Annotated in this window: 12 protein-coding genes, 1 pseudogene and 2 riboswitches; of the genes and pseudogenes, 9 read left to right on the top strand and 4 right to left on the bottom strand. The window is 34.7% G+C overall.

Annotated elements, in window-relative coordinates; genetic code table 11:
- Positions 1–2 precede the first annotated feature (2 nt).
- The 6 genes from V1500_RS22775 (at position 3) to galE (ending at position 7,571) form a co-directional block, all read left to right on the top strand.
- Positions 3–1,178 carry a hypothetical protein gene (locus V1500_RS22775; RefSeq protein WP_409302870.1) on the top strand — a complete coding sequence of 392 codons (1,176 nt, stop codon included), beginning with the start codon at positions 3–5 and terminating at the stop codon, positions 1,176–1,178.
- 37 nt (positions 1,179–1,215) lie between these two features.
- Positions 1,216–2,634 carry an O-antigen polymerase gene (locus tag V1500_RS22770; protein WP_409302868.1) on the top strand — a complete coding sequence of 473 codons (1,419 nt, stop codon included), beginning with the start codon at positions 1,216–1,218 and terminating at the stop codon, positions 2,632–2,634.
- Positions 2,635–2,651: 17 nt separating this feature from the next.
- Entirely contained in the window at positions 2,652–3,836 is a 1,185-nt protein-coding gene (locus V1500_RS22765; RefSeq protein ID WP_409302866.1) for a glycosyltransferase, read from the top strand.
- Positions 3,826–5,328, top strand: a complete 1,503-nt coding sequence (locus V1500_RS22760; RefSeq protein ID WP_409302864.1) for a lipopolysaccharide biosynthesis protein — start codon at positions 3,826–3,828, stop codon at positions 5,326–5,328. Before V1500_RS22765 ends, V1500_RS22760 begins: the two co-directional genes overlap by 11 nt.
- Positions 5,329–5,468: 140 nt before the next feature.
- Positions 5,469–6,563, top strand: a complete 1,095-nt coding sequence (wecB, locus tag V1500_RS22755) for a non-hydrolyzing UDP-N-acetylglucosamine 2-epimerase (protein ID WP_409302862.1) — start codon at positions 5,469–5,471, stop codon at positions 6,561–6,563.
- A gap of 18 nt (positions 6,564–6,581) precedes the next feature.
- Positions 6,582–7,571 carry a UDP-glucose 4-epimerase GalE gene (gene galE, locus V1500_RS22750; RefSeq protein ID WP_409302860.1) on the top strand — a complete coding sequence of 330 codons (990 nt, stop codon included), beginning with the start codon at positions 6,582–6,584 and terminating at the stop codon, positions 7,569–7,571.
- A 463-nt stretch (positions 7,572–8,034) separates the two neighbouring features.
- Here the strand turns inward: galE and V1500_RS22745 are convergent.
- From V1500_RS22745 to V1500_RS22730, 4 genes and pseudogenes are all read right to left on the bottom strand, one after another.
- A pseudogene (locus tag V1500_RS22745) lies at positions 8,035–8,206 on the bottom strand (ATP-binding protein).
- A 360-nt stretch (positions 8,207–8,566) separates the two neighbouring features.
- Positions 8,567–8,755, bottom strand: a complete 189-nt coding sequence (locus V1500_RS22740) for a hypothetical protein (RefSeq protein WP_409302858.1) — start codon at positions 8,753–8,755, stop codon at positions 8,567–8,569.
- A 1,248-nt stretch (positions 8,756–10,003) separates the two neighbouring features.
- A complete protein-coding gene (locus V1500_RS22735) occupies positions 10,004–10,177 on the bottom strand; it encodes a hypothetical protein (protein ID WP_409306120.1) in 174 nt (57 codons plus the stop codon).
- On the bottom strand, positions 10,101–10,286 hold the full coding sequence (locus V1500_RS22730; protein WP_409306092.1) for a helix-turn-helix domain-containing protein: 186 nt from the start codon (positions 10,284–10,286) through the stop codon (positions 10,101–10,103). The genes V1500_RS22735 and V1500_RS22730 overlap by 77 nt, the downstream gene beginning before the upstream one ends.
- A gap of 280 nt (positions 10,287–10,566) precedes the next feature.
- Positions 10,567–10,652: riboswitch (cyclic di-GMP riboswitch) on the top strand.
- A gap of 605 nt (positions 10,653–11,257) precedes the next feature.
- On the opposite strand from V1500_RS22730, the gene V1500_RS22725 reads away from it, so the two are divergent.
- The 3 genes from V1500_RS22725 (at position 11,258) to V1500_RS22715 (ending at position 14,278) form a co-directional block, all read left to right on the top strand.
- Positions 11,258–11,974, top strand: a complete 717-nt coding sequence (locus V1500_RS22725) for a cell wall anchor protein (protein WP_409302857.1) — start codon at positions 11,258–11,260, stop codon at positions 11,972–11,974.
- A gap of 7 nt (positions 11,975–11,981) precedes the next feature.
- Entirely contained in the window at positions 11,982–12,626 is a 645-nt protein-coding gene (locus tag V1500_RS22720; protein WP_409302855.1) for a class D sortase, read from the top strand.
- 324 nt (positions 12,627–12,950) lie between these two features.
- A riboswitch (cyclic di-GMP riboswitch) is annotated at positions 12,951–13,037 on the bottom strand.
- 395 nt (positions 13,038–13,432) lie between these two features.
- Positions 13,433–14,278, top strand: coding sequence for a DegV family protein (locus tag V1500_RS22715; RefSeq protein WP_409302853.1), 846 nt, complete (start codon positions 13,433–13,435; stop codon positions 14,276–14,278).
- Positions 14,279–14,569 lie beyond the last annotated feature (291 nt).

Genomic DNA, 14,569 nt, shown 5'->3' with positions numbered 1-14,569 from the left:
TCGTGGAAATATTGTATATTACATCTTCACCAATATCAAATACCAGTTCTGCAAATATAGGTAATATAGCAATTATAAGAGGGCTTTTAGCACTTGGTAATAAAGTTACAATCTTATGCGCTGAATCACCATCATTATATAATAAGGAATTAATTAGCTCCCTTGGATTAGATGAGGCAAAAATAGTTCCAATAAGTTATAGAACAGCTACTATTATAGCAAAGGATGGTGAGAATTCTAAAATTAAATACACTGCAAAAAAGGTATTGCGGGAATTATTTCATAGTTTTTCTTTATTTGACCATTATAAAATCCTAGTAAAAAAGTTATTTACGCTAAATATTTTTAATAACTATTATGATGTAATGATTACTGCTTCAGACCCAAAGTCATCTCACTTAATTGGCAAATGGATTTTTAAAAACCACAGAAATTGTTATGGTAAGTGGATACAATTATATGGTGATCCAATATTAATAGACATCACTAATAAGCTAAAGCTTCCTAACTCCTATATAAAACATAAAGAAGAAAAATTAATCGAAAATGCAGATGAAGTGATATATGTTTCTCCGTTAACTTTAAACAAACAAAGAGAAATTTTCCCGAGATTTGGCAATAAAATGCACTTTATTCCTATTCCTTATATAAAAGAAAAGATATATAAGAAAAAGCCTATTAATTACTCTGAATTAAAAGTGGGATATTTTGGTAATTATTTTACTAACGTAAGAAACTTAGGACCTTTATATTCCTATATTAGTAGCAATCATAATATTCATTTACATTTATATGGAAATACCGACATTCCTCTGAAAACGACGAAAAATATTACTGTTAAGTCAAGAGTTTCATTAAATGAAATTGAAAAAGTTGAATCTGAGGTAGATATATTAATTGGAGTGTGTAATATAAAGGGAACACAAATACCAGCCAAACTTAATTATTATGCCGCTACAAATAAACCGGTTATATTTATTATTGATGGAGATGAACAAACAAAGGAGACTCTTTATTCATATCTATCCAAATTCAATAGGTATATACTTTGTGAGAATAATGTTAACTCAATAAAAAATGTTTTCGATAACCTAAAACAATATGACAACACTAATGTGTTCCCTGCAAATGAATTTCATTATTTGAATATTGCCAAAGAGATGAGTAAATTATTTTAGAATGGGGTTTGCATGGAAATGAGGTAAAGATATTCCTATGGAAAAATATAAAGTTTTACATGTTGCTGTAATTATTTATTCAATGATTATGGCAATAATTATTTCCTTAATAACTTTTAGTTTAAATAAGTATTATATGATTGGTTTTTTGCCGTTATCATTTAGTATTTTACTAATGCTGTTTCCCAGATTTACAATATTAGCAACAAGACATATAGGATTGGGATTTTTGTATTTTGTAATGATGATTAGATACAGTATAATGCCTTTAATCTTAGTTATAGTTGAGAGGATGGAGCATTCATCAATAGGGTATAAAAGTGAATATTTAAATTCGGCTATTATATTAATGATTTATGAACTTACAGCTTGTGTAATAACAATTGTATTACTGGGAAATAAATTGTTACTAAATGGTAAGGTGAAAAATGAACCTAAAGTATTAAATAAAAAAAGTACAAATGTTGTTTATATAATTATTATTGCTATTTCAGCATTACTGATAGCACTCTTTCCGGCCCTATTAGGCAATTTTCAATTTTTCTCTATTGATGATGCTAAGCTGGGTGCGATATCATACTTTCGGGGACTGGATATTAGATTGCTAATCATCTCTAAAATGGTATTATATTTGTTGTTAGTAAAATATTTTGCATCAAAATATGAGAATAACAAAAACATAATATATTATATACTATCTTTACTTGTTTCATTTTTATTTGTAGGTATTTTCCAGGGGGAAAATAGAACTAATATATTGGTGGATATCATTTGTGTAATTCTGGTTTTATGGTACTGTTTTTATTCAAAAAGAAAAATCACTATAGTATTGATTAGTTTTTTTGGTTTAGGAATGCTAACTGCCATATCAATCTTTAGATTATTTGCACCACGATCGTGGAGACCAGATGGGGGAGATACCGATATAAGTTTAAATTTCTTAGCTAATAACTTGCAGCTTTATGTATCCGGACCGGAAAATGTGGCTTTGGGCGTACAAAGTGTGGAATTGTTTAATAGTAATATAAATTTTGAAACCTTGATTAATGACCTCTTTCTATGGACGGGCTACCTAGGAAATATGCTGAGCCTTGATGAGACAAACAGTACGGTGTATTTTTTTAATTACCTTTTTAATGGGGTAGACCCCACAGGCTCAGTCTCCTTAACACAAATAATACCATTAATAATTCAAGGGTACTCCTATTTTGGTTTTGTAGGTGCTCCCATTTTCTCTATATTAATGTGTGTATTTGTAATTCTACTCGATAAACTTATATATAAAACTTCTTCAATAGACTTTGTATTTATTTATACTTTCATGGTCGTAAGGTTAGGTTTATTTCTTGGATTAAATATAACAATATTATTAATGTTTGTATTTGACAAGTATATACAATTATGGTTAGCAGTAAAGATGAATAGAATTATTAGAATAAGCTTTAAAAAAAGATAAATTAGTGTGGGTTGAAAATGAAAATAATTTTTGTGGTTAGTAATTTAAATAATGGTGGTATGGAGAAGGCCCTGGTTAACTTCGTAAATGATTTGTCTAGAATGCATGACATTACAATTTGCATACTTGGGCGTGGAAATCAAATGAATTCTCAACTAAAAGAAAATATAAATATTATTTCCCAACCAAAGTATCTTGATACTTTACTTAAAATTATGTCTACGCATAAGAGTGATTTGAAAAAAAATAGTAAAATACATTATATATTTAAAGGTGCTGTTAGATACCTATCAAAAATAGGATTAGAAAAAGTAATATATAGAATTTTACTGTTTAGAATAAAAAAAATAAAAGGCTTTGATGTCGCAGTTTCTTATACTGGTATGCCTGGGATATGGGATTATTTTGTTTTAAATAAGGTTAAAACTAATAAAAAATTAGCATGGATTCATAATAACCCTGAAGTTCTAGGTATAAATACTAGAAATTGTTTTAAATTGTATAATAAGTTTGATGCAATAATTAGCGTATCAAAGGATTGCAAAAATAGATTTGAAAAATTGGAGCCTAGATTAATAAACAAATCGTATTTGATTTATAACCTAATAAACATAAATGAAATAATAGAAAAATCGTTAGAGTTTAACCCCTTTGGGATAAATAACAAAAAAAATATCGTTACTGTTGCTAGAATAGATAATTCTCAAAAGCGGTTTGATAGAATAATTGAATGTGCTAAGTTACTCGTTCAAGAAAATATACTAGACTTTAAGTGGTACATTGTGGGAAGCGGTAAGGATAAAACGTGGTTACAAAACGAAATTATAAAAAACAAATTAAATCTATTTATTGAATTAGTAGGTTATAAAGAAAATCCCTATCCCTATCTCGCTAATGCAGATATGCTAGTATTAACTTCTGATTATGAAGGCTTGCCTGTAACAATCATGGAGGCTTTAGTACTACATGTTCCAATTATTTGTACTAACTTTAACTGTGCAGGGGAAGCTATCGTTGATAAAAAAGAGGGAATAATAGTTGACAAAAGTGGTAAGGCGGTTTTTGAAGCTGTTAAAGAGCTTTTGGTAGATTATACCCAATACATGAATATAAAAAATAACGTTAATAATTATCAATTTAAAAACAGTAACAGTATTTCAGAATTCAATAATATTATAAAGAAGGAAAAGAATGAGAAGTAAAAATGTTTTATATTCGCTAGCCACATCATTTATTTATCAATTAGTAAATGCGCTAATGAATTTTATCGTTGTAAGACTGTTTCTAATTTCATTTGGGTCTGAAATAAATGGTTTGGCCCTTACAATAACACAGATAATAAACTATTTAAAATTGGTTGAAGCTGGGATAGCTTTAACAGGCATTGTAGCGCTTTACAAGCCTATAGGACAAAGTAATTATCCAAAAATAAACTCCATTTTATCTGCATGTAATCAACTTTATAAAAGGACGGGATACTTATTTTTAATACTAACCCTTATAGTAAGTATTGCATATCCCCTATTAATAGATTCGAATGAGGCCTATTATAAAATTACTATACTAATTATAGTAATGTCAGGCGGAAGTATAGTTGAATATTTCGTTAACGGTAAGATGCAAGTACTGTTAGTAGCCGATCAGAAATCATATATATTAAATACCTTTTTAATACTAACAGTAATTATTACCTCTATACTAAAAATAAAAGCAATAAATCTCGGTTTTGATTATTTAGTAGTTCAAGGTATGTTTATTATAGGGATGTTGATCAGAACGTTTCTAACAGCCAAGTATATAAAACGTAAGTATCCTTATATAAATTATAGAGTTAAACCTGACTATTCATCAATGGGGCAAAGATGGTCGGTTCTTTCCCATCAAATCTCGGGTCTTATAGTATTCAATACCCCTTTAATAATTGTTTCAATTTTTTGTGGCTTAAAGGATGCAAGTATCTATGGAATATATAACTTAATTTTTGGTGCATTAATAACAATACTTCAATTGTTTTCAAAGTCTACTGTTTCAAGTTTTGGTAATTTAATTTATCAAGAAAGTCACACTAGCTTAATTGAGATATTCAAAAATTACGAAACTTTATTTTATACTTTTTCAACCTGGCTATATTGTATAGGGTTTATTATGGTAAATCCTTTTATTGAACTATATACAAAAGGCGTTAATGATGCATCATATACTAATGAATTGTTAACAGTTATGTTTTTAATTGTAGGTCTATTCAATGCATATCGAATACCACTGAATACTTTGATTGAAGCCTCGGGTCATTATACTCAAACCAGGAATAGAGCAGCAATCGAGGCTACAATTAATGTTATTGCATCTCTGATAGCGGTGCAGTTTTTCGCTCTATATGGTGTGCTTTTGGGCAGTATTGTTTCGTATTTATACCGTTCGATAGATATTATTTTATATTCTAGTGGAAAAATATTACTCATAAAGCCCACCAATTCGCTAATAAAAATACTGTTGAATGTTTTATTATTAATAATAACTATAAATTTAATGAATGGTTTGGTAGCAGTCTCCATTCAGTCTTGGATGGATTGGATTACTTATGCTGTCGTATTCTCACTAATATTAGGCATACTATTCTTATTAGTGGCAGAGTTAATGAATAAAGGGTTAATTAAAGATCTATTCGTAAGATTAAGAAGAATAATCAGTTAATGGTTTTGGTGGAGTAGAGTATGCGGTTTTCTCGTTATAAATCCCTTTTTATGTAAGGATTAATCAAAATAGGTAGTATTATTATTGTATAAGGATATGGGGTATCAATTAAAATATAAGAAAGGTTAGGTTAATAACTAATGAGAAAAAAAATAATGATTGTTTTTGGGACACGGCCAGAGGCCATTAAAATGTGTCCCTTGGTTAGGGAGCTAAAAACACGAGATAAATTGGAAACGGTTGTTTGTGTTACCGGTCAGCACAGACAAATGTTAGATCAAGTATTAGATGCGTTTAATGTGGTCCCTGATTTCGATTTATCCATTATGAAATCAAAACAGACGCTATTCGATGTAACTATAAATATCCTGGGAAAAATGAAGGATGTATTGGAGGAAGTAAGGCCAGACGTAGTATTAGTTCACGGTGATACCTCTACCACCTTTGTAACATCTTTAGCGTGTTTCTATTTACAGATTCCAGTCGGTCACGTCGAGGCTGGACTAAGAACATATAACATTTATTCTCCATATCCGGAAGAATTTAATCGGCAAGCTGTCGGAATTTTAGCGAAGTATAATTTTGCACCAACGGAGATGTCAAAGGAAAATCTCATAAAGGAGGGTAAGGAGCCTTCTACTATTTATGTCACTGGCAACACAGCCATTGATGCGCTTAAAACAACGGTAAGAAATGATTATTCTCATGACCAGCTAAGATGGGCAGCTGATAGCACACTTATTATGATAACAGCCCATCGCAGAGAAAATCTTGGTATACCAATGAGAAATATGTTTAAAGCCATTAAAAGGATTGTTAATGAACATCCGGAAATTAAGGCAATTTATCCGATTCATATGAATCCCGTAGTAAGGGAAGCTGCAAATGACATACTAGGAAATAACGATAGGGTAAGAATCATTGAACCATTAGAAGTCTTGGATTTTCATAATTTCCTATCAAGATCATATTTAATATTGACTGATAGTGGCGGCATTCAAGAGGAGGCTCCGAGTTTAGGTAAGCCAGTGTTGGTTATGCGTGATACAACTGAGCGCCCAGAGGGTGTAGAAGCGGGAACATTGAAATTGGTTGGAACTGATGAAGAGAATATTTATCAGACTTTTAAATTACTCCTTGAAGATAAAAAAGAGTATGAAAAAATGAGTCAAGCAAGCAATCCTTACGGTGATGGCTTCGCAAGTAAGAGAATTGCTGATGTGTTAGAAGTATAGGGGGCAAAAATAAAGAAAATGTGTATTTTAGTAACCGGGGGAGCAGGTTATATTGGCTCCCATACAGTTAGATATTTTTTAGATCATAATGAAGAAGTTGTTGTTGTTGATAATTTACAGAGTGGTCATAGAAAATCAATTGATGCAGATTATTTCTATCATATAGACCTTAGAGATAAAGATGCTTTGGACAACGTTTTTAAAACTCATAATATTGAAGCGGTTATTCACTTTGCAGCTAACTCTTTAGTTGGAGAAAGCATGGCCAAGCCATATAAATACTACCATAACAATGTATATGGAATGATGTGTCTATTGGATGTTATGAAGGATAATAATGTTACAAAAATAGTATTCTCCTCAACCGCAGCTACCTATGGAGAACCCATGAACATCCCTATTTTAGAGGAAGATGAAACCAAGCCAACAAATACTTATGGTGAAACAAAACTAGCCATGGAAAAAATGATGAAGTGGTTTGAACAAGGTTATGGTATTAAATATGTTTCTTTAAGATACTTTAATGCTGCTGGAGCCCATGAAAGTGGCAATATTGGGGAAGATCATAATCCTGAAACTCATCTGATTCCTTTGATTTTACAAGTTCCACTTAGTCAAAGAGATAAAATTTATATGTTTGGTGATGATTATTCTACAGAAGATGGTACTTGTATTAGGGATTATATTCATGTAATGGATTTAGCATCTGCACATTATCAAGCGTTAGAATATTTAAGAAAAGATAATCCGAGTGAAATTTTAAATTTAGGTAATGGTAGTGGCTACTCAGTTAAAGAAGTAATTGAGGTAGCTAGAAAGGTGACTAATCATCTGATTCCTGCGGAAGTAAAGTTGAGAAGAGCAGGCGATCCAGCTATTCTCATTGCTTCATCGGAAAAGGCAAGGAAGATATTAGGGTGGAAACCAAAATTTGATTCATTAGAAAAAATTATTTCTGATGCATGGAATTGGCATAAGAGTCATCCCAATGGTTATTTAAGCAAATAAATGTCGGTGAGGATAAAACTTACCGGCTGGGCCTAATGATATAATGAACTACACCCCGTCAAGTAGACAGTGAAAATAATAAACACAATCTAAGCGGCTTTAACTCTGTATTCCTTAGGGCGAAGGCCGTTTATCGTTGGTGGTATCGGTCGTAATTATAAAAGTAAATATACTCTTCTATAAATATAGCAAAGCTTATCAAACGTCTCATATTTCTCCAGATAAAACTTTTCACTTTTCAGCGTTCCCCAAAAGGATTCCATTGGACTATTGTCAATACATCGGCCAACTCGGGACATACTTTGCGTAATCTCTGCTTGATATAATCTTCGCTTAAATCTTGGGTGAGTTTACTGGAACCCCGGTCGCTATAAATGAGGGGACGATCTCCGTCCAATTGAGCTATTGCCAAAACAAGGTGTAACCCTCAAGTAGTTTTGAACAGTTTTTGCTCATTCTATTTTTAATTCCTATAATTCTCTCCATTAAGATGAATAACTTTAACCCTGTGAAGAAGCCTGTCCAAAATAGCAGTGGTAATTGCCACCCATCAGTTCTCCCCATTGTTCTGGTCCCTTTTTTGATGTAAGGATGACTGAACTTCGTTTATACTGATCGTTAATGAGGTGGAACAATAAATGCTTCTTGATCCTTTGCCATATACATCAAATCGTTTATGATTACGAGATCTGCTTCTATAAAGGCCTTCGTTGGAGTTGTGATTTCCGAAGGTACTCCTGGGTTTTGAGGATGCTAATCAATTCTCCCATGGTATTAAAAATACTTTGTAAGCATTATGAACTACTTCCAATCCAAGTCCTATCGCTATATGTGTGTTTTTCCAACACCGGAGGTCCAAGAAGAATCATGTTGTATTGCAAAAATCTTGCCAATTTAGTTCCTTAAGCTGTTCAATTTGCCGGGAGCTAAAATGACTGCTGTTCTACTATCTTAAATTCATCCAGCGTTTTATAGTAAGGGAACTCTGGCCTTTTTCAGCCACTTTTCCCGCTTCTTTTCCTTATGCGCCATTTTAGTTCGAAAGAAAGAAGTGCCTCAATGAATTCAAGATAAGTCCAAGGATACTTTTCTGTACTTTGAAGTAAAGCCCGCAGTTCGTCTGCGATTTCTACCATCAGAAGATGGAGGGAATTGTCCTGAAGATGCTCTACAGTTCCTGCCATTGTTGAATGCCTCCCATTATCTCTACATAAGTCGTTAAATCCCGTGTTTCTGCGAGGGCTTTTGTTACGGAGTTTTTCTTCTTTATTTGGTTAAGTGAGAGGTGGATGGTGTTACCTTTTCTTTGAGCCGTAGAAGGTCCTGCGCAATATCTCGGAGGTCACTAGCCACTCCACAGTTGGTTTCTTATCCAATGTGTCAGTGCTTCATCAATGGCAAGCCTATACTGAAATGATAGTTTGCTTAATGACTTGTAGTTGGTCTCTTAAGTATCTTGGTTATCTATGGGTGAATTCCTGAATAAATTGCTTTGTCTGATCAAGGTCAGAAAATTGGCGTACAACAGTCTCTTATATGCCTCAGTGCCTTTGGAGCTATCTCTCGCGTAATATCGATTCTTGTTAACTCTCCTTTTCACTACTCAATCTATGCCGGGCAAGAATTTCTCCATCCGGAGTTGCTCGGATGATCAACTCGTTTTCTTTTACTTCGATGTAAACCGTATTGTCTCCCTTGGGCCGGAAGATTCCAAGAGGAAGTGAATATCGGTTAGATTTGTATTTAATAACATTGTTCTTATGGACAGTTCTTGTTATACTGTTACTTAGATTGCTTTCGAAAGAGAGCAGGGATGAGACTGGTCTTAAGTGTTCCTTTCCAGGGCGTACACTTCTGCTGGTCTTTTTTTGGTTGTATTATGTACATTATGGTTATCTGTCCTTTCAAGCCAGGAGAGGCATTTTTCATTTCAGCTTTCTATATTTGAGAATACACGGTTCTGGCAAAGTTACCTTAATGTATTTGACCACATTTTCTATTTTGCCTTTACTTTGGGGATCTAATTTTCTACAGAGATAAATTCTAAAACCACGCTCTTTTTTATAGGCGCTGAAAGTCTCCAGTCAGGATGATGTCTCCTGTATGTTCGCTTACAGTGATGAGGTGATCCTGGTCATAAACGATTTCCTCAGGTATTCCTCCAAAGTACTGAAATCATATTCGTAACACCTAATGGTGTCCCTTGTGGTAAATGGGCCTGTCCAGCCATGCTACATACTTAAACCTCGAATACGACAGAACAAAAGATATAAAATGCAGTTTCACTTCTTTGTTATCTGTATTTTTAACCCTTTTTTCTCCCCAATCCACCTGAACCTGCATACCATCAGAAGTTCCTCAACCGCCTCATTATACGAACATGAAGCACTTTCAGAATGTGGTAGACATTCCTTTATTCACTAATACAATTCCTAAATGGTACTACTCACAACCTCAAAAGCAGGATGTTTTTCCTTTAACCAATCGTCTACTTGTGCAGAAGAAAGATTAGGGTGTTCTTTTAACCATTTAAGAATCAGGTCCTGGTAAGAATATATTTTTACTTCTGCAACCCAATGATGCAACCCAATTCGCTGCCTCTTCAAATGACATCTCCAAATACTTGTACACAGTGTTTCGTGGTATACCGAGCTTCTTGGAGATAGCAGCTACCTTAAAACCTTGTTTCTTTAATTGATGAACATGAGTATACAAATGTAATTTTTCCAACTTTCAAATCTTCCAGCTAAACTATGTCGAAAAACTACCATAGCTCAACTAGCTTTAAAAAGGTGAAAAAGTGTTCATTTTTATTTAGAAAAACTGTTCACTTTAGTCTAGCAGTTACACCTTGCCATCTCTATATCCAATCTTAAGTAATGAGAACAATAAAAAGTCTTTTGAAAGAACTTTTTCAACAGCCTGTAATTAATAGTTATATATACCTATTAATATGTAGTGTGATTGTGCGATAATAATACTATATTCATAAATCGTACGATAAAGGCAAACTCATTGAAAGATGGGGACGCAAAACTAGAGGGGCTAAAGTCCTGCGGGCTAAGTCAGCCAGTTCTCGAATACGACTCCTTAGAAGCTCTAACGGTTTATGAAGTTCTTTGGAGGTTAGGTTATGAGGAAAATGTTTTATCGACTTAAGTATTATTGGCATTTTGTAAGAATGTGTGAAATCGAAATACTTATAAGTGACTGCATGTGTAATGACTTAAAAGCAAAGTTAATTAACAAGTTAGAAAAACATAAGTTTAAACTTAATATTTATAGAGTTAATTAACAGAAAGCGCTTAGCCAGAGCGCTTTTTTTAGTATGGGGAACTTTATCTTCTTTTTTTCATTGATAACTTTCCTAACATCAAAAGGCCTCTAATCAGGAGAATGTCGAGAAGTTTGACAGCCAGCTTTCGTGTTGAAAAGCAAGTTGCTTTATCTACTCTCAAATTATTAAAATGCTTAAGTTGTAAGTATATATAGAATTTATACTCCAAATTATAAACTTAAAACAATGCATTTTAGTCTTCGTCTGCGAAAAAAGGCAGGTATTATTTGGGAGGTTTTGTTGAAAGGTGCAGGGAAATGTTACCAATCTTGTCTTTTTTTCTGTAAACAATTGAAAATTACGGTAATAAATGATACCCTTTATACCATAAACGAAAAGAGGTGGCAACATGTTATTAAAACAATCCTTTAAAAAAGGTACGGCAATTATCGCACTATCGACAGGACTTTCTTTATTTGCATTATCTCCTTCGACACCTGCATTTGCTGCACAAACGTCTCCGGCACAACAATTGGTTGATTCCTTAGAAGCTTTAAACTTGGATCATGTGGATTATCTTTACTCTTATTTACAATCTATCGATCTATCCAAGAAGGAACTAACACAGATTAATCAAAACACGCAAAGAGCGAACCAGATTATTAAGAAGACTAATAATGTAGAGGATTTGACTACAGCGCAAAAAGCTGAAATAGTCCGTCTTTTCATGGATAATGTCAAACTAGCTCATTTAGATGTAACATTTGTGGATGACCAAGGACGTGCGTTAAGCATCGCTGATCTTAAGGATTATGAGCCAGGAACAACAGGTCTTCAACTTCAGATTAAGGATTTGAACGGTAACCTACTGGCTACTTTGGACCCTACTCTAGAAGACCTTTCTTCGGTTGCAATTTTAGCTAAAATCAATGCATTTAAAAAGGGTGTAGACGCGAAGGAACAACTTGAAGCAGAAGGGAAATTCGTTCCAATGCCAAGCGCTACTCTTCCAAAAACTGCGACCGACAATCCTACATACATCGCTATTGGCGGTATGTTGATTCTACTAGGAACAGCGGGCCTTATGCCGGCTATCGCTAGATCTAGAAAATCGCTTGAGTCATAATTAAATAATGGAAGAGAAAAGAAAAAGAAAGAAAAAGAAGAAAAGCACTAAGTCGAAATGGAAATGGTTGGCTTTTGGGATTCCAGGCTTGTTTATAGCCATTGGTGTGGGTATTGTCGCCTATTTTGGACTGGACCTTACAAAACAATCCGTTCTACTAGCGCATTCAGCAACTAAAGAATACAAACCAGATTTGGAAAAAAGGAAGTTTGACCAGCCGTGGCCTACTCTTCCGGCTCCTGGTGAGGGTATAGGACAATTGAAGTTTACATCGCTCGATTTAAATGTACCAGTTGTCCAGGGAACGGAAGATCAACAGCTAAAACATGGTGCGGGTCATTTTGCGGGGAGTGCACTGCCAGGGCAGGGCGGTAACGTCATCCTGAGTGGACACCGCGATACCGTATTCACCAAACTGAAGCATTTGAAAAAGGGAGACAAGGTCACCTTTACGACACCATATGGCGACTTTGTTTATAAAACTAAGAGTTTCAAGGTCGTCAAGGCCGATGACAAGACAGTCGCTGTCCCGACTGACTATGAAACTTTAACCCTTACAACGTGCTATCCGTTTGAATTTATCGGGGATGCTCCTGAACGGTTTGTTGTTTATACAGAACTCGTTTCGGCGCCCGAAATCAATAGATACTAACAGAACGAACCAGACCTCGATTATATGGTCTGGTTTTTTCTTTGAAGCAGGAATTGAATCAGTTTCTACTGCTAGACTTGCAGTTTTAGCAATATTTTATAACTGCAAAATACAATTTATGAGGAAGGTGTAACATTAACAAGGTTAGATTTTAGTAATCTATGATAAGCGAGATGATGTGAAGAAAAAGTGGCCATATGAGAAGTGAAATTTGAGCACCCCACAACCACCTTAACAAAAACATCCTTCTTCTTTTTTTGTTAATAAATCACAGTTATACTTTTCCAAAAGATTCCTCCGAACCGTACTTAAAGTGGTTTCTTTTTCGGTAACTAGCTAGCATAGTCCGATTAGTATTTAGTCCCTAAATTTTTGAGTAGCCATCTTTCAATGACGTTGCCCTTCCTACGAGAAATATGTATATATGCTTCAAATATCAGTCAAATAGGCACCTAAATAGGATCTTGATCCCTATTTTGAGGAAGGTTATCGAACTTTCGGAGTATATAGGTATCGAAATGATAGAAAAGTAATCTTTATTTTGCTTGGATTGTTTTTTTATTGCAAAAATCATACATCGGGGTGGCATAAAATAGGCGTCTGTGCACTGATGATTCAGGTGTTGAAGGTAGGATTGTTGCTTCGATGGGTATTCGTATAAAGTGATTGTACCGAGTATCTTTTATAATATCTGCTTTTTTATGAACAAAGACACTGTTAATAATTAAGTGCATTCACGTGCATTTTCATATAAAATGTTACATATGTTTAATATTATTAAATTTCTATAAGGATGGTTTTATTTTATGAAAACGGCAGTTGTTACTGATAGCACTGCATATATACCGAAGGACGTTCGCAATCATCTAAATATACATATGATCCCCTTGAATGTAATCATGGGGAATGAAGAGTACAGGGAAGAAGTGGACCTGACGGCGGATCAGTTTTTTCAAGAAATTAAAAAGCAGGATCAGCTGCCGACAACATCCCAGCCTGCGATCGGAGAGTTTGTTCAGCTATTTGAGCGTCTTGCCAAGGAATACGATGCAGTCGTAAGTATTCATTTATCAAGCGGGATAAGCGGTACCTATCAGGGAGCCATCTCTGCGGGAGATATGGTAGAAGGCATTCAAGTTTACGCTTATGACTCAGAAATAAGCTGTATGGTTCAAGGCTTTTACGCCATTGAAGCAGCCCAAATGGCGGGTGAAGGAAAAGGCCCGGAAGAAATTGTGGCCCGCCTTGACGAAATGAAGAACTCTGTTGATGCCTACTTCATGGTGGATGACCTTTCAAATCTCCAGCGTGGCGGCCGGTTGAGCAGTGCCCAGGCGCTAATAGGAAGTCTATTGCAGGTAAAGCCACTCCTGCGATTTGAGGATAAAGTAATTGTTCCGTATGAAAAAATCCGGACGCGAAAAAGGGCAATGAAACGGATTGTGGACCTGCTTAGTGCCGAAGCTACGAAGGGTGGACAGTATAAAGCAGTCATCATCCATGCACAAAGGGAAGAAGAGGCAAAAGCCTGGAGAGCGGAAATCGAGGCCCAGCTTCCTAATGTGCAATTTGACATCGGCTATTTTGGGCCTGTCATTGGGACGCATCTTGGTGAAGGCGCCATGGGGCTTGGCTGGTATAAAGTAAAATAATCATCGCGTCCTGCCGTTTGGTAGGTCGTTTTTTTTGTTGGAAGGATATTTGAAGATGTATGCAGAATATATAACGGCGAAAGGAGGCTGTTTATTGAAAATATTTGAAAGTAATGTAGGGTTCACCGAATCAATTCTCCCCTTAAAATCCCTTATTCCAAGGAGCTTCAAAACCATTTATCCGGACGTTCCCTCTTGATTGATGAAATTCCCTTTGATCATAAACTACTTCATGAACATCTTGATCATGGAATGGTTTCTATATCTGCAGGATTGATACAGGAAAAACAA

This window comes from Peribacillus sedimenti, assembly GCF_046237635.1.
GTDB lineage: Bacteria > Bacillota > Bacilli > Bacillales > DSM-1321 > Peribacillus > Peribacillus sedimenti.
Note: the sequence above shows the minus strand (reverse complement) of the source record. Positions and strands in the feature narration are given on the sequence as shown.